Origin of the sequence: Oceanobacillus halophilus (genome assembly GCF_003628505.1) — a bacterium.
In the GTDB taxonomy this organism is placed as follows: Bacteria; Bacillota; Bacilli; order Bacillales; family Amphibacillaceae; genus Oceanobacillus; species Oceanobacillus halophilus.
The window spans coordinates 30,223-54,262 of record NZ_RBZP01000023.1; the positions used below are offsets into that span (position 1 = coordinate 30,223).

Genomic DNA, 24,040 nt, shown 5'->3' on the forward strand with positions numbered 1-24,040 from the left:
ATGAGTGTACATATAGGTGCTAAAAAAGGTGAAATTGCAGATAAAATTTTGTTACCAGGTGATCCATTAAGAGCGAAATTTATTGCCGAAACATTCTTAGAAGATGTTACGCAATATAATGAAGTACGTGGAATGCTTGGATACACAGGAACATATAAAGGTGAACGTGTTTCTGTACAAGGAACCGGAATGGGAGTTCCTTCCATTTCCATATATGTAAACGAATTGATTCAGGAATACGATGTTCAAAAATTGGTTCGTGTTGGTACATGTGGAGCTCTTCAGAAAGATGTAAAAGTAAGAGATGTTATTTTAGCACAAGGAGCAACTACAGATTCCGGAGTCAATCGTATGGTCTTTAATGGCATTGATTTTGCTCCATTAGCTGACTTTGAACTGTTGAAACATGCATATGATGTAGGGACAGAAAGAGGCTCAAAACTTCGAGTAGGAAACATCTTTACCAGTGACTCTTTTTATCGTGAGAATGCCAAGGAAATTAATGAATTGTTGGCTAGTTACCAAGTACTTGCAATTGAGATGGAATCCACTGCACTTTATACGCTAGCAGCAAAATACGGAAGACAGGCATTGTCTATTTTAACGGTTTCTGATCATATATTAACAGGGGAAGAAACAACCTCTGAAGAACGTCAAACATCATTTAATGAAATGATGGAAATTGCATTAGATGCAATCATTAAGTAGTAATGTCGTAATGTACAAAACCTTTAATCGTTAACCGTTAATAAAACAAGTTGACATTATACTCTCCCCCCTTTATCCTTTTAGTAAAGGGGGGAGTTTTTTTATGAGAAGTTTACGACCAATAGATATAACTTACGGGGCTGTATTTGTTTGTTTAATGACGGTTGGAGCAAACATAACCGTTTGGTTTCCAATACTAGCCATACCAATTGGAGGTACAAGCGTTCCGTTATCGTTACAAACTTTCTTTGCTATTTTAGCTGGAATGATGTTGGGGAAGAAGATAGGTCCTATCGCTATGATAACCTATACATTTATCGGGACAGCAGGTGTACCCGTCTTTGCTGGGCTACAGGGGGGACCATTTGCCTTAATTAGCCCAACAGGCGGATTTATTTTATCTTTCATCTTTGTCGCCTTTTTCGCAGGATCGATTACAGAGTTAGCAAAGAGTCCTACTATTTCTGTTTACACCGTGGCAGCGATTGTTGGATTACTTGTCAATTATGTAATAGGGGTAACTTACATGTATATAGCAATGAATACATGGCTTGAACTGGAAATAGCTTATAAGCTAGCATGGGCAGGTATGATTCCATTTCTAATAAAAGACACTGCTTTATCCATTCTTGGAGCTGTGTTTATGGTAAATGTTTCTAAAAGACTTCCTGCAAAATGGCAGCGGGCTGCATAAAAAATGATCTATTTCAGAACCTTTTATTGGAAAGGTTCTTTTTTATGCTGAATCTTACATCCTACAATTGGAAAAGGTCTTGTATTAGGCGGATATTCAATCATGTCACTCCCCCATTTCGTTTACCTGCACTTAACGGTATGGTAAAATAATAGCATCTACATAATATAAGAAAACCCCTTCAAACTAATATAAACTCAAAGTCTAGAAGCAGAAAGGTGTTCATGCATATTATGGAATTATTTCTTAATTTCCCTATTTGGGCTGCATTGTCTGCAATCGTTTTTGCCCAGTTCATTAAAATCCCAATAAAATTTCTAGTAACAAAGGAATTCACACCTAATATTGCTTTTAGTACTGGAGGTATGCCAAGTAGTCATTCTGCTGCAGTAACTGCCTTAACTACAGCTATTGGAATAGTTGAAGGTGTATCATCCTCCATATTTGCCTTGTCAGCAATATTTAGTGTGATTACTATGTATGATGCCTCTGGAGTCCGCCGTCATGCTGGAAGGCATGCGGTAGCCTTAAATCGTCTCATTGATGACTTCCAATTATTTTTTGATCACGCAAAAGACTGGAACAGGAAAGAAGAATATGAAAAGCGAAAACAATTGAAAGAACTTTTAGGACATGAACCTAGTGAAGTATTTTTCGGATCAGTTACAGGTATAATTGTTGCTTTTCTGGTCTACCCATTATTCTTTTAAAAAGGCTCTTTTCGTATAGTTTGTTGCTTTTTGAAACTTTACAGTTGATAGAAATTGCTGATATATATAATTAACAATAGTGCTATTACCCGCTACGGAAATACCTGCCCGGAGCGGGAATCAACAACGCACTACATTACACATTTATCTTTAATTAAGTTAATCAGGAGTCTATATAAAATGTAAAAAACAACAATCTTTTAGAAAAGAGCCTTTAAAAAAGACAACTAAAAATCCAAGAAGAACTTCCATGTAGAAAACATAAAATCAAAAAATTCGCTTATGTACTAGATTTCATAAGCGAATTTTTTATTGATTTAAATACCTAAATTGATTCCAATTTATCTTCCCTGAGTATATCCTCAGAAATATCGTTTTCCACTGATACGATTGTTTGCACTATTCTTTTACAATCTGCTGTCTGAATACTTGCAATGTCTCGTCTTCATTCAACTTAGTTAACTCTTCATCTGTCAATTCACCATTGCCTTGTTCGATTACGTATACTTCTACTTCTTGTTTACCCCACTCATCGTAGACATCTTCCACTGTGTGATAGTACAAATCAATTTTGTTTCCTTTAATCGCACTACCAGTATCAGCAACAACACCATAACCATAGCCTGGAATAAACAAAATAGTACCAATTGAAAACACACTTGTATCAGCAGCTATAGTAGAATATAAATCTCTTTTTACTTTTACTCCAGAGTACGTAATTCCATACTGCGGATGCGAGCTTGTCTTACCCGTCGATTCAATTCCTGCTGTATAACCAGTAGCGACTACTGTCTGTGAAGGATATTGATCAACATCTACTGCTTCCTCTAAAGTACTTGGCCCTTCAATCTCATCACTTGATAACAATTTCTCCGTTGATTGAAAATGATTTAATCCTTTCTCTTTTAGCTCGATTTTCCTATACTCTGTTGTTTCTTTTTCCATAAATACGTTTTCTGCCCATACTTTAAAATCAGAAATCGTCACATTCGATATAGATGATACAGTAACATATAAGGCAATGATAAATAGTAGTGATAATGACGTTCTTCTCATTACATTTTTTAATCTCATAAATACAAAAACACCTCTCTGGTAATATACCTTTGAAGTTTTGCTATTTCCGGTAGATTAATTTTCCGCTTATTAATGATTATTATTTACCGGATGTGATATTTTTGATACATTAGCATAAATTTATACACCTATATACCACCAATAGCTTAGCTCCAATTTTTTTCTTTATACCAGTTCAGCGTTTCCAATAAGTCTGAATTTATACATTTATCTGTTATATTATTCTGATAAGTTTGTACAAATTGAAAGTTCCTCCCACAAAAAAAGTACTTAAACAATATGTTTAAGCACTAATTTTTGATACTAGAAGATTAAAACATTCTATAACCACTCTTACGAAGTAGTTTCATTACATAACCCGCAACAATCGTTCCCAAAAAACCAAAGATAAAAAGAATAATATCAAATGCTGTCAAACTCGCTAGCTTGGTTCCGAGTGTTGTAAATGATTGACCTGGATTTGTAAAATATTCCCAAGTAGATAGCGTATCTATCATTAGCAAAATAATAAGTGGATAGAGAAATGCCATTAACCATGTTTTACGAATAAGCATATTTACAATAAAAGCGATACCAAAAAACATAACGAAATATAATATGATAGAAACAATCAGTTGTACCATGAAGTAACTCCCTTCATTCTATATGTATCGACATCATTTTCATTTTATATGAAAATAAGCAAAAAGCAAAGAAACAGGATTTGACTAAAACATCGTCAACTTGAATACATAAGAGACTATTTCTACATTTTCCATCGTTAAAAATTGTATTAATACCACTCATCCGTTGTTTATGATACTATTATAATTGCATGTAAACTGGAATTTATATAAATATAATTAATAGAAAGAAAAGAGGGTATTTTCCATGTCTGATAAAGTATTTGATGTAACAATAATTGGAGCAGGCCCTGTCGGTTTATTCACTGCCTTTTACGGAGGTATGCGACAAGCAAGTGTGAAAATTCTCGAAAGTCTACCACATACTGGTGGGCAGTTAGAGGCCCTATATCCAGAAAAATATATATATGATGTAGCAGGTTTTCCAAAAATTCGCGCAAAGGAATTAGTAGCTAATTTAGAAAAACAGGCTCGAGTTTTTGACCCTACAATCGTTTTAGGACAAGCTGTTGAAACAGTGGAACGTCTTGCAGATGAAACACTTAAATTAACTTCCAACACTGGAGAAATCCATCTTACCAAAACAATGATTATTACGGCTGGTAATGGTGCTTTTCAACCTCGTCGATTAAATATCGGAGAAAGCGAAGAATTTGAAGGAGTTAATCTGCATTATTACGTAAGAGACATGAATCAATTCGAAGGTCAGCATGTAGTTCTTTTAGGTGGTGGGGATTCCGCGGTCGATTGGGCGCTAATGCTAGAACCTATTGCAAAAAAAGTAACATTAGTACACCGTCGAGATCAGTTCAGAGCCCATGAACGAAGTGTAGAGCAACTTCAAGCATCTTCAGTTGAGATATTAACACCATATGTTGCGGCAGATATTTCAACCTCAAATCAAATAGATCGATTAATTTTACAAGAAGTAAAAGGGGACAAAAAAGTAGAGTTGGAACCAGACTCCATCATTTGTAACTATGGATTTATTTCTAAATTAGGCCCTATAAAAGACTGGGGTTTGAATATAGAAAAAAACAGTATCGTAGTTAACTCTAAAATGGAAACGAACATCCCAGGAATTTATGCTGCTGGAGATATTTGCACGTATGATGGAAAAGTAAACCTCATTGCAACTGGATTTGGCGAAGGTCCAACTGCAATCAATAACGCCAAACGATACATCGATCCAAAAGCACGAGTTCAACCAAAGCACTCATCAGATATGGATTTGTTTTAAGAACAAAAGCTATGACGCAGGGAAATTTTTCTGCATCATAGCTTTTTTAGTTTTCTATACTAATATTCTCGAGTGCCTGTTTATCTAAAATACGAATGCGACGTTGACCCTTCTGCTCAATCCAGCCATTTGTTTGGAAGTTAGAAAGTCTCCTGCTTATTGTTTCGGAAGTAGTTCCTAAGTAAGAAGCAAGATCCTTTTTGCTCATTGGCAGGTTTATTTCATTAGAATTTGATTTCTTTGCCAATTCCACCAAATAATCTGCCGTTCTAGTTTCTACATCTTTAGAGCTCAGATTTCCAACTAATTTTTCTGTCTCGTCCAATCGAGTACTAAATTCCTGTAATATTTTGACTGCAATGGTTGGGTGCTGCTGCATTAACAGTTGCATATCATCACGATGTATTGCACAAATTTCTGTTTTTTCCATCGCCTCGGCATGACTGTCGAGCGTTTTTTCAGTGAATAATGCAAGTTCTCCCATAAACTCACCAGATTCAATTATTCTTAAGAGTTGCTCTTTTCCGGATTCGAATAACTGATAATTTTTAACTCGACCTTGATGAACGATATACAAATATTCCAGCGGTTCCCCATCCCGGAAAATAACTTCTCCTTTTTTGTAATTTAAACGCCTACTCATCTCTACAATCTTTAACATTTCTTCATAGGTCAAATGATTAAAAAATGGTACCTTGGAAACACATAATTGATTCATACTAACATCATGATTACAAGACTTACTCATTAAAGTCCTCCTTTAGAAGCATTATAACGTATGGAAGGTATGAAGAGGTGCACCGAGTAATTTTGTACGAAGCTTTCCTTGTCCTGCGGGGTCTTCAGACACGTGCTTTTCCCTCAGGAGTCAACTGCCCTCCGCTCCAATCAACCAGCTTAATAGTAGTAGGCTATATTTACATAGATAATAATGTGCAAAGGAGCCAAAAGAACCAAACTAGCGAAGGAAATACACGGAGACTCCTGCGGGAGGAAAGGCCTAGGTGAGACCCCGCAGAGCGTCAGCTCGAGGAGGCTCAGCAGCCGCCTACGGAAAGCGCAGTGTATTTCCGTAGCGAGAGTTAAGCACATTACTCTGAATTCATATTATCAGGAGTTTGTTTCTATCAACTGATAAACTTCAAAAAGTAACAAACTATACAAAATGGCCTTTACAAAACAAAAAAACTAGAACGCATCATTAACAGAGCATTCTAGCTTTATATGAATTAACAATCTCCTGGTGTACCAGCAGCTTCTTTCGTTCTAAACGAAGAACCGCAGCCACAAGAGTATACAGCTTTTGGATTATCAATAGTAAAGCCGCCACCCATCATATTTTCTTTATAATCAATGGTTGTTCCTTCGACAATCGGGATATCCTGTGAATTAATAACAACTGGGATTCCTTTCACTTCTTCTTGATGATCTAATTCTGGATTAATTTCTTCATCAAATCCAATGGAATAAGACAATCCGCTGCATCCGCCACCTTTAACACCGAAACGAAGACGTACATTCTCACTTTCTTCTTTCATCATAACTTGAATACGAGCACTTGCTTGATCAGTTAAATTTATAACCATTAGTCACGGACCTCCTCTATTCACATCATTATTCTTAAGTATACAAACTATTCCAATCGACTTCAACTAATTTTTATTAAGGAAGGTATTTCCACTACAATTATACTCACCCTATTGTAATTTTAATCCATATCGATCTAATAATTTATAAATAGGTTTTAATCTTGGGATTCCTTCTGCCACAAGTTCATCATTAATCATTACAATTGGCCAAAACAAATCTTCCTCTTCTATTCTACTAACAAATTGAAGATGTTTTTTTTCATTAGGTGGTTCATTTATATCTACGTACTCATAAGAAATTTCGTCATCGATATACTTTCTGCCTATTGCTGCTTGCAACCATTCATAAGTGTCCTTAGAACTTGGTGCCCCAACACAGCTTGCACAAATCTGTTCTGCTCCATATATCGTAATCTTTACTTTTTCTTTAACCAAATGAATCCCTCCCATTTCCAGATACTTTTATTTTACAAAATGTTCATATAAAGATAAAATAAAAGTATCTTACCATTTGATAAACAATATAAAAGTGCTCTAAGGCTTAAAATTGAATAGATTTTTTTTCTGATTCACTCTATAATAATAACTAGGGAAAGGAGAGATGGATTATGTATGAACAAGTACAAGAGGTACTGAATAAATTACGTCCATTCTTATTACGTGACGGTGGAGATGTTGAATTAGTTGATGTAGATGAGGATGGCATTGTTTTACTTCGTCTAATGGGTGCATGCGGCAACTGCCCAAGTTCTACCATCACCTTGAAAGCTGGTATTGAACGCGCACTTACTTCAGAAGTTCCTGGAGTAAAAGAAATTGAGCAGGTATTCTAAATAATAATAATCTCAAAGGCAGGTAACGAATTCTTCGTACCTGCCTTTTTTCATGGTGTAGGAACTTATAAAAATATAATAGATGTGCATAACAAGCATGAATGGCTAGGGGGAGTCTATACGTCGCTAACCGGGTGCTTGCGCTTTTGCTCTTAAATGGGAGTTATCGGCCCTGTCCCTTGGAGTACCCCGTCTGCATTTTCTAAACAAAGTTCAATCATTTTTCTCCGTGTTTCCATACTGGCTGAACCAATGTGCGGCAGGCACACAACATTACTTAGCTTCATTAGTGGATGTTCCCGATCAATTGGCTCTTCTGCAAAAACGTCCAACCCCGCCCCAGAAATTTGATTTGCCTTTAATGCCTTAATTAATGCAGACTCATCAACTACTCCACCTCTAGAAATATTTATAAATATACTTGAGTTCTTCATCTTTTGAAAAGCTTCCTCATTAAATAATTGCTCTGTCTCTTCATTAAGCGGAACAACTGAAACAACAAAATCTGATTGACGCAGGAGTTCATCTATACTAACATATTTTGCCCCTAGAACTTCCTCAGCATTTACTTTTCTACTACGATTATGATATAGGATTTTCATTCCAAACCCTGTTGCTCTCCTTGCTATCGCTTCTCCTATTCTTCCCATCCCAACGATACCAATGGTTTTGTGATGAATATCTGATCCAGCGAGCAAAAATGGTGCCCAATTTTCCCACTGATTTGTTTTTATGTAATGATTTGCTTCTATGATGCGTCTTGCTGAAGCCATTAGTAAAGCAAATCCTAAATCAGCTGTCGTTTCAGTCAATACATCTGGAGTATTAGTCACAACCACCCCTTCTTTTTTAGTAGCTTCCAGATTGATATTATCGTAACCTACAGCTAAGTTTGCAATAACCCTCAAATTTGGCGCAACCTTCAATAGACTTTCATCAACCTTTTCACTTAACAAACATATTAAACCATCTGCATCTTGGACTTCCTTTAACAATACATCCCTAGGGACAGGAACTGCCTCTTTATCCCACATACGAAATTGATATCGGTCTTTATATGGATGCAGAAGTTCAGCTGGTATTTGACGTGAAATATAAATAATCGGTTTCTTCATTCTAATACACCCCTTCTCTATCACTTACAACCAGTGTAACACAGGTATATTAGATGCTTCAGGGTCTATACCTAGCCTTTCAAAAAATTGTCTGACTGCTTCTTCATATTGATTTTGCTTACCTAGTAGTTCTTTTAATTCTACATATAAGCTGTCAACATTTTCTCCTAAGAAGCCACGATTGATCAAGTCATAAAAATGGACCGGATAAAGCAATCGTCCGTATATTAATCGCAAACTAAAGATGGATAATGGGCGAACGGATTGGTAATCATTCAAAAATGTAATTATATTATTCTGATTATCCCGACGCACTAAAGAATAACGAATATATTCTGCTATATCCCTTGCAGGGTGATCATACATTAAATTATCCGTCCATAGTATGGGATTTCTTAATTGATTCTTATAACGATTGAAAGTAATCGTACCCTGATCAGATTCATGAAATCTTGTTTCCGCTTCACTTTCGTTCATATATTGGATGGCATTTTCACTTATACCAATAACATAAGGAAAGACATCCATCAATAAACGATAATAAGCACACGGATTTTGATTTGCCTCTTCCTCCATTTTTGCTTCAAAAACAGTAAGTTTATCAATCCATAACGATTTCCAAGCACCATAGCTGGAAATCTCTCTTGGTTGGTATTGATATCTTGCACCAATTTGATGAAAGTTCGCTAAAACAATACCGTCTGGATTTCGATCATCATGCTTCATTTCTTGTACTTTAATGACCATATAATTATGATCATGATATGGAGTAAACCACTCCCCCTGAAGATTTGGAATAGGTACGGAGGTGTGCTCCAGATGATTATCAATTAGATAATATGCAAGACTTGCCTGTTCCAAATAAACCATTTCCTTGTTATCGATAGAAGTGGTAAAATAGTAATTATTACCATTTCTGTATCCTTCTTTACCATCCAACCATATTTTTTCTTCAACTTGGATACCATAGTAAGTAGAAAGAAATCCACTAAAAGGCAAGGAATCTCTCCTTTCTATATTTATTTATAAATATTTAAAGGGAAGGATAATTAAATTGTTTTAAACCTCCTAATAAAGTGTATGTATAGGAAAGACATATCTTTAACAATAAAAAGAAAAAGGTGATAAATTTGGCTAAAACAAGTGAATTAGAAAAGAAGGCAAGAGAACTTTTATCAGAAAGAGGAGTATCCATTGATAATATTGCTGAATTAGTATACTATCTGCAATCAGCTTATCACGATGAACTCACAATGGACCTTTGCAGAGAAAATGTGGAGAAGGTATTAACAAAACGTGAGGTACAAAACGCAATTATTACTGGGATCCAATTAGATATCTTAGCCGAGAAAAAACAACTAGACGAACCACTTCAAGAAATAATTGAGAAAGATGAAGGACTATATGGCGTTGATGAAATTGTTGCTTTTTCCATTATAAATGTTTATGGTTCCATCGGTTTTACGAACTATGGGTATATTGATAAACAGAAACCAGGTATCCTGAAGAAACTAAATGATAAATCCTCTGGTGAATGCCATACCTTTTTAGATGACATCGTCGGTGCAATAGCAGCAGCCGCCTCCAGCCGATTAGCTCATACGTACGAAGAACTTGCAGAAGATGATGAGTAAATATATTACTTACACGTTGTTTTTAAAGAAGGCTGTTTTCTAAAAGATTGTGGCTTTTTCAACATAAGTAATTGTAAAGTGTTTGGACTCGCTGCGGCAGAATACTTGCGGTTCGTGGGAATGGCCTCAGCCTCCCTCGGAAGAAAACCACTTCCTTATCACTACGAAGAGTAAATAAGACCCGGGGACACTTAATCCCCGAGTCTTAGATAAATTATATTTTGTCCATCCATTCACGTAAACTATGAACATAATGGGTTGGTTTTGTTTCAAACTTTTCAAATTCCGAATACGGGGTGACGCCAGTGAATACCATTAGTGTATCCATCCCAGCATTTATCCCTGCTTTAATATCTGTGTCATAATTATCTCCAACCATCAATGTTTCTTCTTTTGATAATCCAATAATATTCAGCGCTTCTTCCATAATAATCGCTTCAGGTTTACCGATAAACGTTGGAGCAACTCCGGTGCTTACCGTGACCACGGAAGTAATTGAACCATTACCAGGAAGCAGGCCTCTTTCTGTCGGTATCGCCACATCATCATTAGTAGAGATAAAAGTTGCACCATTTCGAACGGCTAAACAGGCTTTTGCAAATTTTTCATAATTTACTTGTCGATCAAGGCCAACAATAACGTAATCGGCATGTTCCCCGTCAACCACAGTTAAACCACTCTTCTCTATAGCATGACGAATTCCTTCCTCCCCAATCACATAACAAGTAGCATTATCTTTTTGATGTTTAATAAAATTTGCCGTTGCTAAACTAGTTGTTACGATTTGTTCAGGTTTAGATTTAATTCCCATTTTATTTAATTTATTGGATACATCTTCACCTGTTTTCGTAGAATTATTTGTTACGAAAAGATAAGGAATTTCTTTTTCTACTAATTTATTTACAAATTCTGCAGCTGCCTCTATCGGTTCTTCTCCCAAATACATGGTTCCGTCTAGATCAATTAAATAACCCTTATATTGCTTCAATTTATTTCCTCATTTCAATCTGTTGTTGGATATGGATTTTTTATTGTCCATTTACATAGATGGTCGCCCTTCGTTATACAGGATCGAGCAGAGACCTCTTTACCAGAAAATAGGTGCTCAAACATTTTCTTTTCATTTATACAAACTTGATGGTAGGTGGATGCAATATTTGAAATCGGACAATTGTAATTTCTAATTTCGTAATCGCCTTGTTCTGTTTTCTCAATCTCCACCATATATCCATTTTCATTCTGGATTTGGGCAACCTGATTAATTTTTTCTTCTAAGCCACTCGATTCAAAATTCGATTCAAAATAAGCTTTTTCTCTTTGCATTCGTTTTTCTAATAAATCATAGACAGCCTGTTCTCCCTGAAGCTCTTCTAAATCTTTTAACAATTCTACCGGTAGCGATTGATATTGGTTTGGAAAAGTTGAATGTCCTTTTTCCGTTAGTTCATACGTAAGGTAAGGTCTTCCAATATTTTGTTTATGAGAAATTTTCTTTAGCAATCCTTGTTTTTCTAATTCATGAAGATGTTTACGTACTGCAACTTCAGATATAGTAAAATGTTCCATTATGTTCCCTATTGTCATCGCATGATTCTTTTTTAATATATTCAGTAGTTTTCGCTTTGGTGGTGTTTGTTTATTCATTCACATCACCTCCATTACCTATTTGAAAATGCATTTGCAACTCCCAATTCATTAGTTAAATAGGTATTAATATGAGAACTAAAATGTTCTAGCGTTTTCTTTTTATCTTTAATTACTTTTTCTAAATGAGCATAATCTACATTCATGTAATTATTGACAAGCATTTTGCGAAGACTAATAAATTCCTTGTAATCTGCTTCTTCTTCAGCAGGAAGCACTTTTTCATCAATTAATATGTCAATAATATCATCATAGCTTCCTGGATCACGCATAATAAATCCATCAATCATCATGTTTCCAACATCTAGAATTGCTTCAATCAATACATGAGCCATTCTTTCTTGACTAAATTTTTCGAGTGCCGTTTCAAACGATTTCCCTTCTAGTTCAGCTAATACTTTTTCCATATATAAAAGGATTTCTTCAATTTTTTTTCGATCAACAAAATACATGTGTGCTCTCCCCCTGTTAGACTGTTAATTTATATAAAATTATCATATCATATTACATATAAAATAAGAGCATCACAAAGGAAATCGTTTTAAAAATATCACAAATAATGAGGGAAATAGGATGACGATTACATCAATAATAGATATGGATGCCACATCCCTTGCCGGATCCATAAAAAAAGGTGAGATATCAAGTTCAGAAGCAGTTAAAAGCTACATAGAACAAATAAATAAATTCAATCCAAAAATTAATGCTATGGTTGAAAATAGGTTTGAGCAAGCACTGGTTGAAGCTGAGTTAATTGATAAGCAATCCGTACCCAACCATGCTAAAGGCCCTCTTTATGGTGTGCCAATTAGTGTCAAAGAGGCATTCAATGTCACCAATATGAAAACCACAGGTGGGCTCGAACATCGCCAAGACCTAATATCCCGACACGATGCAGATGTTATTACCAAATTAAAAGATGCTGGGGCAATAATTTTAGGAAAAACCAATACCCCCACCTTGTGCTTTAGTCAAGAGACTGAAAACAAATTATACGGAAGAACAAACAACCCTTGGGATATTATGAAAACAGCTGGTGGTTCTAGCGGTGGCGAAGGAGCATTACTGGCTGCAGGTGGATCAGGTGTTGGGATTGGTTCCGATATAGGTGGCTCTATTCGAATTCCAGCACATTTTAATGGCGTCATTGGATTTAAACCTGGTATGAATCAAGTCCTTGCAGAAGGATATTTTCCATCAGTCAGTTCGGTATTACAAGAGAGAATGTTCGCTATAGGTCCGATGGGAAAATCAGTGCAGGACATGAGGTTAATGTACCAAATCATTTCTGGAAAGTCTGTAGCAACAAGACATTTGCAAAGTTTCAAAATTGAAGTTCTTCCAGGAACGATTGAGTATCCTCTATCCGATATAACAAAAGAAGTGCTAAATAATATAGAAGGATACTTAGGGAAATTCTTTTCGATTAAAAGAACAGTTCCCCCATTTTTTGAAGAAAGTGCAAGACTATGGCAAGATATCTTATCAAGTAATGATAGTCAATTATTAGAGCATGAATCCTTCAGTAATGATCGTTCTGGTATAGTACATGCTTTTATAAGAGAAAAATTAACACAGCGAAAAAAAATACATCCCTTCCTATCTTTAGGGATTATCGGTTCAAAAGTATTTAAACCATCAGGAAAACGACTATTACAAGTGAAGAACACTTTAAAACAAGGGGACAGTAGATTAAATGATTATTTGAATAATCGTCTGCTCATTTTTCCTGTATACCATAACAGTGCACCCAAACACGGGCAGGTGTATCATGAAATCTTCTCTATTCGTAAAACCTTTTTAAACTATATGCCATATGTAGCGTATGCAAATGTTTGGGGACTGCCATCACTAACAATTCCTGTAGATTCAGATGAAAATAATCTACCAATAGGCATTCAGATTATTGGTTCCATAGGAAATGAGGATGCTATTTTTCGATTAGGGAAGTTATTGGAAAAAAGATTTCGTGGATACGTACGGTGCAAGAAATATGACTAAACAAATACCCAACAAATTCCGTTAAAGAATTTGTTGGGTTACTGTTTTCTCACATTAGAGTGAATTTGAACAAGAAAAAATTCCTTTTATATAACTTTTTCTGATTCATCTGATCTATTTTTATAAGCATCTATAAGCAAGAATATCGCAGTAATAATATGCATGATCATTCCTAATATGGGTATCCACCCAACACAGGAAGTTACAATTCCTAAGACACTTCCATGAATCTTCTTCTGGTCTCTTACCGAAAAAACAAGTGTAACAATATGCAATACTAGCATAAATACTAAGGGCAGCCATGCATAGGCAAGGATAATGGCACCGCCAACAAGAGGAATCCCCCAAAAAGCTTCCAGACCACCACTGATCCATTTTAAAATGGTTGAAACAAGCAACCGCTTCAACTCCTTTTTTCATTTAGGTTGATTACTGAAAGATTGAAACTTCAATACTCGCCCTGCAGAAAATGATTTGTAGCTTTTTACCGTTTATGTCGCATTTTGTATAGACTGTTGATTACTTTAATTAAGAATACTGCTATATATCCGCTACGGAAATACACTACGCGCACCTTAGGGGAGCTGGTGAGCCTCCTTCGTGCTGAAAAGCTTGTGCGCCTGCGTCTTCCAGTAATGCTTCGAAGCGGGCTTTCTCGGCGCAAGGGAACAAGAATATTCAAGTAGTTCCCTCACTACGCAGTCTCACCGATGCTCTTCTTCCCGCAGGACAAGGTACGCTTCGGCAGGGTTTCATCGCACGCAGAAAAAAGTGGTTTTCTTTTTTCAAGGAGTCTCCGTGTATTTCCTTCGCTAGTTTAGTGCTTTTTAACTTCCAATCGTGTTATAAAGGCTCTTAGATATAGCCACTACTATTAAGCAAGTTGATTGGAACGGAGGGCAGTCGACTCCTGCGGGAAGAGCGGCTCATCAGCCGCCCTAAGGTGCGCGACTGCCCGGAGCGGAAATCAACAACGCACCTTATTTCATATTTATTCCAAATTAAATAAATCAGCACTTTGTATCAATTCCGACACAGTTATAAGCGATTAAACTTTTAGTTATGCACTATTATGTATTGGAACTCCGAATAAGTATTATCATACATTCCCTAACTTTGCTTAAACTACTATGTGAAAGGGGGAAAAGAAATGCCTAAAGAGCGTAATAAAAAATTTTCCGATTTCTCTAATGTAGACAAAACGCAAAACGAGTTAATTCCTGAAGAATTCCCTGAAGGAGCTTTTGGTTCAGCATTCAATAAAGATAAGCCAGTAACCAGCAAAACAACACCTTGGGAAGAAGGGCAAAAGCGGACGAGCGCATTTGTCTATCCTGATGAAGAACAACATGAAGATCTTCCTAGACAAACACCTGGGGCTCACCCTATCCACGACGAGTAACAGAAAGGAGCAGTAGGTTAAATCTAACTACTGCTCCTATTTTCTTATTTTCTTCAACACAAAATAAGCACATCCAAAATTACAGTATTCATATAGATAATCATCCAACGTACTTATCTTCGTATCAATCGACGCCTTGGAATTTCTATCATTATAAAACCCCTTTAGGCGAAGCTGATTGTGGCCCCAATCCCCAACAATATAATCATATTTTGCTAATATGTCGGAGTAACGTTCTTTAAATACAGTTTCTTGATATCCATCCTTTACGTTTTCTATGATTTCATATTGCTTTCCATTTAATTGAATCAATTTGGAAATCACCTCACTTACAACTCCATCTATTTTACCACATGTTGAAATACAGAAACAGAAATTTCAGTGCATTAATTCCATAATTAACAGCAAAATAAAAAGGAAATAACGTTTAAAGGAGGTATTCAATATGAAAACTATTATCATAACTATGATTACTCTAAGCTCGTTCTTCATCATGAGTGCTTGTAATACAGATACAGACAATACAATGCAAGAAAGGGATAAGGTTGCTGAAGAACTTAATCCAAACAATGAAAGGGAAGCCACTGATAATCAAGATCTTAATCAACAATTAGGTTATGTTAAATACTCTAAAAATGACCTTGACGAAAATATGGAACAAGAAGCAAAAATTGACCGTCCCGAAATGGCTGAAATGATTACAAGGACTATCTTAAGAAATGACGGATTTGAAGAAGTTGCTACTTTAGTTACCGATCAAGAAGTATTAATCGCTTATGAAGAGAGTGATAAAAATGAAACGGGGAGAACTGCAGAAATTGCTAAAAAGACGGCAGAATCGATGATGCCAAGTTTTTATGAGATATATGTATCAAAAAATTCTACTTTAATGCAGGATATACAAAGCCTACATAATTCCACAACAAATCGGAATTATGACAATTTAATCGAGCAACTTATTAAAGAAATGAAAAAGTCCCCTCAAGGTAAGGATGATAATGTGTAAGGTACCAACTTCACAAATACCCATTACAACAATAAATACGCTCATTTAGGAGGTGATAAATTTGCATCGAATTCTAATTGTTCTTTTAGTCAGCATAATGGTCTTAATTGGTACAGCAACTGGAATAAATGCAGAAGATGATGATAAAGATGCGATTTATGAGAAAAGAATGGCTCTTTTCAAGAAGACTGAAGCTTTAACACAGATACCGTGGTATTACTTTGCAGCTATTGATAATTTTGAACGCAATACTAAAGACAGCAGGAAACCTGAAAAAGTCATTTCCATTGAAATACCATTGGAACTGTGGTTTGGCATAGGAAACGTCAATAAAAGTCAAAAGGCCGAGATAATTAAACTGTTCGATGGTAAAGGAAAAGACGGTAATGGTGACGGTAAGGCTGATCCTGACAATGCCGAAGATATTCTATATACAATGGGTAATATGATATTAGAATACGGCCCTACAGAAGATGATATTAAGATTGCTCTGTGGAATTATTATAAACGTGACCTAACCGTCCAGACTATCAAAAATACAGCAAAAGTATTTCAAAAGTTTAAGGAAATTAATTTAACGAACCGAGATTTTCCAGTCGATACCGGTTATAACTATACCTATCACAATACCTGGGGAGATCGAAGAGGATTTGGTGGTATACGTATACATGAAGGCACAGACATATTTGCAGATTATGGGACGCCCGTTAAATCTACTACGTATGGTGTCGTGGAAATGATGGGGTGGAACCTATACGGAGGATGGCGTATAGGAATAAGGGATATATACAACATTTATCATTACTATGCACATATGAGCGGGTACAATGATGATTTAAAATTAGGTCAAGTTGTTAAACCAGGTGATGTCCTTGGAAGTGTTGGTTCTACAGGATATGGACCTCCTGGAACATCGGGTAAATTCCCTCCACACTTACATTATGGTATGTATAAAGATAACGGAAAAAATGAATTCTCTTTCGACCCATATCCTTACTTAAGAAAATGGGAAAGAATGACGAGGGATTAATTATTAGGAGAGCCTTAAAAATGTTACGGCTCTCCTGATTAAATGTTAATTTACTTCACTTCTTTTCCTTTCTTAATAGCATGGGAAATACTAAGTCCAAGCCCTCCCCAAATTATTAACATACCTAGGATCATTACGAAGATAGCTCCACCAGTCATTTATTTTGCCTCCTTCGTTTTTTCGATATCATTAGCAGAGTCTGCTGATTTCCATTTAGTAAACATCAACAGGATTCCAATAATTAATGCTGCTCCAGCTACACTCCAACCGGCAGCCATGATAAATCCATCGGAATAGCCTCCATAATTTCCTGTTTCTGTTTCAAATTGCTTCAATAGGTTTAGTTTAAAGAGGTCAAACATCATATACCCTAACACAATAGGTGTAATTACTCCCAAACTAATATTCCACCAAGCACCTAATCGAATGTCGGAAATCCCATTAGCATGTTCTTGTAATGTTTTCATCTTTCTTAAAATCCATGCAACCATTACAACCTCTATTAATCCAACAAAAGCAACACCAAACTGATTAATAAAATAGTCTACTGCATCTAAGAAATTCAATCCACCCTGTGTTGCATAAAGTAATGATACTAAAGCGGATAGTCCACCACCTAATAATACTGCTTTTGATCTTGATATTTTAAATTTATCTACTAGTGCTGATATATATGCTTCACAAATAGAGATTAATGAACTTAATCCAGCCAATACTAACGATGCGAAGAATAAAAATCCAAATAACCCATTCAATGCAGGTAGCTCATTGATTATTTGCGGGAATACCACAAACGCTAACCCTACTCCACCAGCAACTACCTCATCTATGCCAACACCTGCTTGGCCAGCCATGAATCCTAGTATAGCAAAAACCCCAATACCAGCTAGTAATTCAAAACTGGAATTTCCAAAACCAACAATAAATGCATTGTTTGTAATATCAGATTTTTTTGGTAAATAACTGGAGTATGCAATCATAATTGCAAATGCAATGGATAAACTAAAGAAAATCTGGCCATATGCTGCTACCCAAACATCTGAAGACATAATACTGTTAAAATCGGGTTGGAAGAATGCATTTAATCCATCGATTGCTCCAGGTAAAGTTAGTGCACGTACAACAATAATTAAGAATAAAACGATTAATAGCGGAATAAAGATACGATTGGCAATTTCTATACCTTTTTTTACACCTTTGAATAATATTCCTAGTACTAAAACCCATACTATGATTAATGGAACAAGTACTCCTGGCACAAAGTTTCCTGTTTGACCAGGATCCGTCAGATTTAGGTAATTGCTAAATAAAAATCCTTCTGTGTCAGATCCCCAAGATAAATTAAATGAAAAAATAGAATAAGACATTGCCCATGCAATAATGACTGAATAATAAGTGGAAATAACAAATGCAACTAATGCTCCCCACCAACCTAACCATTCAGCCTTCTTATTCATACGGCTGAAAGATAAAGGTGCCGAGCCACGATACTTATGACCTATCGTAAACTCCATAATTAATAGTGGTATCCCTGCAGTAAGTAGAGCAAATAGATAAGGAATAAAGAATGCTCCTCCACCATTTTCATAAGCAACAGATGGAAAACGCCAAATATTCCCTAAGCCCACGGCTGAACCAACTGCAGCTAAGATAAAACCTGCTCTTGTCCCCCACTGTGAACGTGTCTCCATATAAATGCCTCCCCTTTTTTGTTTGCTATCGATTGAGTCCCATACCCCACAATAGCGAAGTTTAAAAACATTTCTCTACTAATATTAATTTGTATTATAAAGGTACTTTTATCCTATGTCAAAAGAATAATACAAATTTTTAAACGATTTACAAGATTTTCTAGAATCTAACATTAATATGTTAATAAAATAAAAAACTATCCTCCCATTACTAATAGATGAAAGAATAGTTTTCATTATGCTTAAAATTCCTTATTCCGTATAAAGATTTTTATCGTTAAACTAATAATTATTAGTAGAATTATTGAGATTATAATCGAAATGAATATTTGTCCTGAAAATCCTACAATTAAATACCCAACAATAGCAACTACTGCTGCTATGATAGCATATGGTATTTGCGTTATAACGTGGTCAATATGGTTTGCTCCTGCTCCGGTCGACGACAAAATAGTTGTATCTGAAATTGGTGTACAATGGTCACCAAATACTGATCCTGCTAGTACAGCTGCAAGAGATGGTAACAACATATCAATATCTGTAATAGCTGCTACTTCCGCTGCTATTGGCAGCATGATCCCAAAGGTGCCCCAAGACGTACCTGTGGCCAAAGCCATAAATCCTGAAACAATGAAGAACAAGAGTGGTAAAAGTGCAGCACTAACTTGCATACTACTAAATAATTGAGCTAAATATTGGCCAGTTTCCAGAGTACCAATTATCGAACCAATCATCCAAGCCAACAGTAAAATATAAATAGCTGGAAGCATTGTTTTGATACCTTCTAAAAGCATTTTCCCAATATTTGCTTTTGGTGTACTTTGTCCTAAATGGAAAACTAGAGAAGTAATTACTGCAGCGATTCCACCAAAAAATAAGGACAAATTAACATTGGTATTAGCAAATATAGTTAATATATTTACTTTCCCCTCACTAGCATTTGCACCTGTAATAATCATTGTTGTAACTGTAACAGCTACAAGAACAATTATTGGAAGTAGTAAGTGATACACCTTTCCTTTAGGATGTGGCTTAAATGTATTACTTAAATCTCCTGGTACATTATTTTGTTTTGGGTCTATAACTTCACCAGTACGAATTGCACGAAGTTCATGCCTACGCATCGGTCCTATATCAAGTTTTAAATACGCAACTAGAAATACTAAAATAATGGCTGATAATGCATAAAAATTTAATGGAATCATCTGTATAAATGCTTGTAAAGGTTGAATCTCTGTTATACCATTCGCTGCAAACATCCCACCTAAAATACCAATGATATAAGCACCCCAGCTTGATATTGGAGACACAACAGTAATAGGTGCCGAAGTCGAATCGATGATATAAGCTAATTTTGCACGTGAAATTTTCTGTCTATCAGTCAATGGCCGAGCTACTTGCCCAACTGCTAAAGCATTAAAATAATCATCAATAAAAATAATTAGTCCTAACAATCCAGACATAGCCTGAGCACCTCGACGGGTTTTCACACGGTCCATCATCCATTCTCCAAATGCACGACTTCCCCCAGAAGCCTGAAGAAACGCCGTCATCATACCTAATAATAATAGAAATCCAATAAGTAAGAGATTTCCGGTATTTAAGGCTCCATCTGAAATAAATATTTCATAAAAAACAATCCAAATCTCTTGAATCGTTCCTAATATATTAAATTCATGGATAAATAAAGCACCAATAATAATCCCCGCACCTAAAGATAATAAAACTTTTCTAGTTATAATAACTAATACTAACATTATTATTGCCGGAATAATTGAATAAAAAGTTCCCTCCATCATGTTTACCTCCGATTTTATTTTTTCATAGGTGTGAGGAGATATGTTGAAATGTTGGTGTACGAGCATACGTATTTTCAAATAAATGCTGTTTTAAACACAAAAAAACAAAGACAGAAAATAACCTATCTTTGTTAAAATACGTTATCCTCCATTTCGATCAGTAGTTCTCCATGCACCTATTTCCTGCATGACAGTACACCTCTTGTTCAAAAGCATACCAGCAGTAATAAGTTTGACCCTTATTACGCTTCGGCAAACAATCCTTTCGCTAACAATCATCGTTGTCATTCTCCTGCTAGTTACTAATCTTGTTTGCACCTCTACCTCACCGATCTGAGGTCTATTATTAATTTCCGATAACTACTATACTAGATTATTACTCATCTGACAAGTCCTCTTGAACACCTTCTTCATTTTTAATATCATCCTTTGGTACCGCTATAGATGGACCGTCTCCTCCCCCACCATAAAAGTCAGGTACGTCTCCCATTATCGCGCCACTATCTATATATATTTCTGTCTGAACAGTTGTTACATCAGTAATATATGGAATGATTATTTGTACATCTGCCTCGACATTAACGTATAAGGAGACCCAAGAACCATTAATACCAAGCGGTTCTGTCTCTCTTTTGATATTTGTTCGTACAGCACCTACAAGTTCAAGATTAATGGGAATTTTTGGTCCTAAATTTGCTAAGACTGCATTGCCAGTAATTTCCCCGAGTGGTACTTCAATTAATGTAGGATCTTGAGCAGCACGATCCTCTGCTCCATCACTATAATTATAAGGTTCATGCAAAGAATAATCATATGAAATAGGATCCCCTCTATTCATGTGAAGGAAAAATTCCTCTACACGATCTGTTGCAACCCTATTTATTTCACTCACTACATTTTGATTCCAATTGTATGTAGCTACATGCCCTTCATTGTCATAAGTGATATTTAGTACATCACTAAAGTCATACCCCTCTGCAAATCTTACAGCCATATTAATAGCTCTTGTTGCAAATTCCTCTGTCTTTGTTTCTGATATTTCAATAATCGCTGGTGTCAGGCCCCGACTAATAATCTGCATACTAATAATAATGCAGATAACAAAAATGAAAAGACTGATAACAAATATACTTTTACCCGAGGGTGCTGCAAATCTTTTCTTACCAAACCGTTTACGTGAACTCATAAAACCCCCCCTAAAACAACTTATGCTTGTTTCAGGGGGGTTAGAATTCAAAACTAGTCCTTCATTACAGAAACTATGGTAAGATTTAGCACCTTGCTAAGATCGATTTCATATGGTGCGACTTCTGTTTCCTTTTCTTTTACAACGCGAATCACTGGTCGATCACAAAGGTGTTGATTTTGTCTTGCTACTACACCTTTCCTGCCATCACTCAATTCAACCGACAAACCTATTGGAAATACAACAATACTTTTTTTAAAGGCTTCAACCATCTCTTTATCAAATAAATGGACAGCTCCAGCATAAAGTATCTCCAGGCCTTCATGCGGGAGCATTGCATCACGATAGACACGGTTACTTGTAACGGCATCAAAAACATCGGCAACTCCAATTACTTTAGCATATGTATGTAATTCATTGCCAACAAGTCCACGCGGATAACCAGAACCATCCAATCGCTCATGATGCTCGTACGCGCAGTGCGCAACCACAGAAGGAACACCACCATTCTTACTTAAAAATCTATATCCTAGAACTGTATGATTTTTCACAATCTCAAATTCCTCGTCTGATAATCTATCAGGTTTTTGCAAGATATCCTGTTCAATAAAAATCTTACCGACATCATGCAGTAAAGAGCCAATTCCAATATCCATTAGTTTTTTATTAGTAAAGTTTAAATTCACACCAATTGCTAAAGAATAGATAGCTACATTTAATGAATGCTGAAATATATAATTATCTGTTAGGAAGATATCCGTAAGCATGGACAATGATTGATCATTATTTTTTATTTCTTCCGTTAACTTCTTCACTACATCCATTAATTCCTTCCCTTTTTTATCTAGGATATAGGATTTTTCCATGATACCTTGCTTTTTTATCTCCGTAAATGTATCTTTTATTGTTCTTGTCGCTTCTGTCCGCAATTTATCAGGAATAAGTGATTCTACATATATATCCTTTGTCCGTTCATCTTCTATGTACACGTAAGTAATACCGTAATTGATAAGCCTTCTTATCACTTTATCTGTCAAACTCATCCCGCTAGAAATAAGTACAACTCCATTTTCATTATAAATAGATTGTGCAAGAACAGCTCCTGGTTTAATCGTTTTGGTATTTACAAGTTTCATAAGGTTCTCCTAACTTTGTCTTTTTCGACCTTATTAGACATATGTCTACAAAAATAGTAACAGATATTCGACAGGTTTTCTATAAATTAATTTAATTTTTTGTAATTAACATAAAAAGCAGGAGCACCAATAGACTAAAGTGCTTCTGCTATTTGAAAGATTTATGATATTTTAAGTAGTGCTTCTTTGCCAGTCATTCCAACTTCCCATCCAAAATTCTCTCGAGAAGCATCTGTTACTTTTGCTAAGGGTGCGTGCAATAACTGATCTATCGTCCGAACTCCTTCTGCACGACCTGCTATTACTTCTCGTGTTTTTAGTTTAGGATTATCATCAAAGAAATCTACATCCAAAGCCGCACACATAATATAACCAACATCATTCGAGATTACTAATAATGTTGTTTTTGGCAGTTCAACTGTTGTTGCAGTAAAATACTTTCCTTCCACTTCTAAAGGTTTTACTGTAACCATATAAATCTTGTGCCTCCTTCGTAAAGTACATTATATCTGTATGCAGGAAAGTAGTGGAATGTCACAAATAACTCCAAGATTAATCAATAAATTATGAGGGGGATATTTTTTTAGTTATATTTAAATCGTAGTTGATAGAAACTGTTGATTTATTTCATTAATAATTTTTTAATTAAGAATAGTGCTTTATATCCGCTACGGAAATACACTACGCTTTCCGCGGGCGCTGCTGAGCCTACTCCGAGCTATCGCTCTCCGTAGTCTCACCTAGGCTTTTCTTCCCGCAGGAGTCTCCGTGTATTTCCTTCGCTATGTTGTCAACTCTACTTGTATAAACAAGAAATATGCTATTTCAAGAATAATAATGGTCTTAAACGTGATTTCAAGAACATTCATCTCAAAAATATCTCATGCATCTATCTTAGCGGAGGCAGAATACGGAGACTCCT

General features: G+C 35.8%; 28 protein-coding genes and 1 riboswitch. Of the genes, 10 read left to right on the top strand and 18 right to left on the bottom strand.

Annotated features, from left to right (window positions below; genetic code table 11):
• The 3 genes from deoD to D8M06_RS17505 all read left to right on the top strand — a co-directional run bounded on the left by deoD (position 1) and on the right by D8M06_RS17505 (position 2,112).
• On the top strand, positions 1-708 hold the full coding sequence (gene deoD, locus D8M06_RS17495) for a purine-nucleoside phosphorylase (protein WP_121205880.1): 708 nt from the start codon (positions 1-3) through the stop codon (positions 706-708).
• A 103-nt stretch (positions 709-811) separates the two neighbouring features.
• Entirely contained in the window at positions 812-1,402 is a 591-nt protein-coding gene (locus D8M06_RS17500) for a biotin transporter BioY (protein WP_121205881.1), read from the top strand.
• Between the two features lie 233 nt (positions 1,403-1,635).
• A complete protein-coding gene (locus tag D8M06_RS17505; RefSeq protein ID WP_121205882.1) occupies positions 1,636-2,112 on the top strand; it encodes a divergent PAP2 family protein in 477 nt (158 codons plus the stop codon).
• A gap of 399 nt (positions 2,113-2,511) precedes the next feature.
• Here the strand turns inward: D8M06_RS17505 and D8M06_RS17510 are convergent, their stop codons facing one another.
• Both D8M06_RS17510 and D8M06_RS17515 read right to left on the bottom strand, forming a co-directional pair.
• Complete coding sequence (locus D8M06_RS17510; protein ID WP_121205883.1) at positions 2,512-3,186, bottom strand: 3D domain-containing protein; 675 nt, start codon at positions 3,184-3,186, stop codon at positions 2,512-2,514.
• Between the two features lie 314 nt (positions 3,187-3,500).
• Positions 3,501-3,812 carry a YuiB family protein gene (locus tag D8M06_RS17515; RefSeq protein WP_121205884.1) on the bottom strand — a complete coding sequence of 104 codons (312 nt, stop codon included), beginning with the start codon at positions 3,810-3,812 and terminating at the stop codon, positions 3,501-3,503.
• Between the two features lie 247 nt (positions 3,813-4,059).
• Between D8M06_RS17515 and D8M06_RS17520 the strand changes: the two genes are divergently transcribed.
• Positions 4,060-5,052, top strand: a complete 993-nt coding sequence (locus tag D8M06_RS17520) for an NAD(P)/FAD-dependent oxidoreductase (protein ID WP_121205885.1) — start codon at positions 4,060-4,062, stop codon at positions 5,050-5,052.
• Between the two features lie 46 nt (positions 5,053-5,098).
• On the opposite strand, the gene D8M06_RS17525 is transcribed toward D8M06_RS17520, so the two are convergent.
• The 3 genes from D8M06_RS17525 to D8M06_RS17535 form a co-directional block, all read right to left on the bottom strand.
• On the bottom strand, positions 5,099-5,800 hold the full coding sequence (locus D8M06_RS17525) for a Crp/Fnr family transcriptional regulator (protein WP_121205886.1): 702 nt from the start codon (positions 5,798-5,800) through the stop codon (positions 5,099-5,101).
• A 481-nt stretch (positions 5,801-6,281) separates the two neighbouring features.
• Positions 6,282-6,638 carry a HesB/IscA family protein gene (locus D8M06_RS17530; protein ID WP_121205887.1) on the bottom strand — a complete coding sequence of 119 codons (357 nt, stop codon included), beginning with the start codon at positions 6,636-6,638 and terminating at the stop codon, positions 6,282-6,284.
• 111 nt (positions 6,639-6,749) lie between these two features.
• The gene (locus tag D8M06_RS17535) at positions 6,750-7,076 is read right to left on the bottom strand and encodes a YuzD family protein (RefSeq protein WP_241558984.1); all 327 of its coding nucleotides are present in this window, start codon (positions 7,074-7,076) and stop codon (positions 6,750-6,752) included.
• A gap of 173 nt (positions 7,077-7,249) precedes the next feature.
• Here D8M06_RS17535 and D8M06_RS17540 point away from each other — a divergent pair, with 173 nt between their 5' ends.
• A complete protein-coding gene (locus tag D8M06_RS17540; protein ID WP_085991476.1) occupies positions 7,250-7,474 on the top strand; it encodes a NifU family protein in 225 nt (74 codons plus the stop codon).
• A 152-nt stretch (positions 7,475-7,626) separates the two neighbouring features.
• On the opposite strand, the gene D8M06_RS17545 is transcribed toward D8M06_RS17540, so the two are convergent.
• On the bottom strand, positions 7,627-8,589 hold the full coding sequence (locus D8M06_RS17545) for a 2-hydroxyacid dehydrogenase (RefSeq protein WP_121205889.1): 963 nt from the start codon (positions 8,587-8,589) through the stop codon (positions 7,627-7,629).
• Positions 8,590-8,613: 24 nt separating this feature from the next.
• Complete coding sequence (locus D8M06_RS17550; protein ID WP_121205890.1) at positions 8,614-9,588, bottom strand: protein kinase family protein; 975 nt, start codon at positions 9,586-9,588, stop codon at positions 8,614-8,616.
• Between the two features lie 125 nt (positions 9,589-9,713).
• Between D8M06_RS17550 and D8M06_RS17555 the strand changes: the two genes are divergently transcribed.
• The gene (locus D8M06_RS17555; RefSeq protein ID WP_421904697.1) at positions 9,714-10,223 is read left to right on the top strand and encodes a phosphatidylglycerophosphatase A family protein; all 510 of its coding nucleotides are present in this window, start codon (positions 9,714-9,716) and stop codon (positions 10,221-10,223) included.
• Between the two features lie 214 nt (positions 10,224-10,437).
• Here the strand turns inward: D8M06_RS17555 and D8M06_RS17560 are convergent, their stop codons facing one another.
• Genes D8M06_RS17560 through D8M06_RS17570 form a run of 3 tightly spaced genes read right to left on the bottom strand, consistent with a single transcriptional unit; the run spans position 10,438 to position 12,319 of the window.
• The gene (locus D8M06_RS17560) at positions 10,438-11,211 is read right to left on the bottom strand and encodes a TIGR01457 family HAD-type hydrolase (protein ID WP_121205892.1); all 774 of its coding nucleotides are present in this window, start codon (positions 11,209-11,211) and stop codon (positions 10,438-10,440) included.
• Between the two features lie 14 nt (positions 11,212-11,225).
• A complete protein-coding gene (locus D8M06_RS17565; RefSeq protein ID WP_121205893.1) occupies positions 11,226-11,867 on the bottom strand; it encodes a helix-turn-helix transcriptional regulator in 642 nt (213 codons plus the stop codon).
• Between the two features lie 14 nt (positions 11,868-11,881).
• Positions 11,882-12,319 carry a DUF86 domain-containing protein gene (locus D8M06_RS17570; protein WP_121205894.1) on the bottom strand — a complete coding sequence of 146 codons (438 nt, stop codon included), beginning with the start codon at positions 12,317-12,319 and terminating at the stop codon, positions 11,882-11,884.
• 121 nt (positions 12,320-12,440) lie between these two features.
• Here D8M06_RS17570 and D8M06_RS17575 point away from each other — a divergent pair, with 121 nt between their 5' ends.
• Positions 12,441-13,868 (top strand): amidase, encoded by a 1,428-nt coding sequence (locus tag D8M06_RS17575; protein ID WP_121205895.1) that lies wholly within the window; start codon positions 12,441-12,443, stop codon positions 13,866-13,868.
• Positions 13,869-13,954: 86 nt separating this feature from the next.
• Here D8M06_RS17575 and D8M06_RS17580 read toward each other — a convergent pair whose 3' ends face one another.
• Entirely contained in the window at positions 13,955-14,266 is a 312-nt protein-coding gene (locus D8M06_RS17580; RefSeq protein WP_121205896.1) for a hypothetical protein, read from the bottom strand.
• Positions 14,267-15,018: 752 nt separating this feature from the next.
• Between D8M06_RS17580 and D8M06_RS17585 the strand changes: the two genes are divergently transcribed.
• Positions 15,019-15,270: a hypothetical protein gene (locus tag D8M06_RS17585; RefSeq protein ID WP_121205897.1), complete on the top strand. Its 252-nt coding sequence runs from the start codon at positions 15,019-15,021 to the stop codon at positions 15,268-15,270.
• 36 nt (positions 15,271-15,306) lie between these two features.
• Here D8M06_RS17585 and D8M06_RS17590 read toward each other — a convergent pair whose 3' ends face one another.
• Entirely contained in the window at positions 15,307-15,582 is a 276-nt protein-coding gene (locus D8M06_RS17590) for a YutD family protein (RefSeq protein ID WP_121205898.1), read from the bottom strand.
• Positions 15,583-15,715: 133 nt separating this feature from the next.
• On the opposite strand from D8M06_RS17590, the gene D8M06_RS17595 reads away from it, so the two are divergent.
• Together D8M06_RS17595 and D8M06_RS17600 are read left to right on the top strand one after the other, a co-directional pair.
• Complete coding sequence (locus tag D8M06_RS17595) at positions 15,716-16,276, top strand: YhcN/YlaJ family sporulation lipoprotein (RefSeq protein WP_121205899.1); 561 nt, start codon at positions 15,716-15,718, stop codon at positions 16,274-16,276.
• Between the two features lie 97 nt (positions 16,277-16,373).
• Entirely contained in the window at positions 16,374-17,306 is a 933-nt protein-coding gene (locus D8M06_RS17600; protein ID WP_121205907.1) for a M23 family metallopeptidase, read from the top strand.
• Positions 17,307-17,356: 50 nt separating this feature from the next.
• Here D8M06_RS17600 and D8M06_RS17605 read toward each other — a convergent pair whose 3' ends face one another.
• The 6 genes from D8M06_RS17605 to D8M06_RS17630 all read right to left on the bottom strand — a co-directional run bounded on the left by D8M06_RS17605 (position 17,357) and on the right by D8M06_RS17630 (position 23,591).
• Positions 17,357-17,464 carry a MetS family NSS transporter small subunit gene (locus D8M06_RS17605; RefSeq protein WP_121205900.1) on the bottom strand — a complete coding sequence of 36 codons (108 nt, stop codon included), beginning with the start codon at positions 17,462-17,464 and terminating at the stop codon, positions 17,357-17,359.
• The gene (locus D8M06_RS17610) at positions 17,465-18,997 is read right to left on the bottom strand and encodes a sodium-dependent transporter (protein WP_121205901.1); all 1,533 of its coding nucleotides are present in this window, start codon (positions 18,995-18,997) and stop codon (positions 17,465-17,467) included.
• A gap of 242 nt (positions 18,998-19,239) precedes the next feature.
• Positions 19,240-20,793, bottom strand: coding sequence for a Na+/H+ antiporter NhaC family protein (locus D8M06_RS17615; protein ID WP_121205902.1), 1,554 nt, complete (start codon positions 20,791-20,793; stop codon positions 19,240-19,242).
• A 156-nt stretch (positions 20,794-20,949) separates the two neighbouring features.
• Positions 20,950-21,127, bottom strand: a riboswitch (Lysine riboswitch).
• A gap of 45 nt (positions 21,128-21,172) precedes the next feature.
• Positions 21,173-21,982 carry a sporulation protein YunB gene (gene yunB / locus D8M06_RS17620; RefSeq protein ID WP_121205903.1) on the bottom strand — a complete coding sequence of 270 codons (810 nt, stop codon included), beginning with the start codon at positions 21,980-21,982 and terminating at the stop codon, positions 21,173-21,175.
• Between the two features lie 53 nt (positions 21,983-22,035).
• Complete coding sequence (locus D8M06_RS17625) at positions 22,036-23,118, bottom strand: HD-GYP domain-containing protein (protein WP_121205904.1); 1,083 nt, start codon at positions 23,116-23,118, stop codon at positions 22,036-22,038.
• A 161-nt stretch (positions 23,119-23,279) separates the two neighbouring features.
• Positions 23,280-23,591: a YunC family protein gene (locus D8M06_RS17630; protein WP_121205905.1), complete on the bottom strand. Its 312-nt coding sequence runs from the start codon at positions 23,589-23,591 to the stop codon at positions 23,280-23,282.
• Positions 23,592-24,040 lie beyond the last annotated feature (449 nt).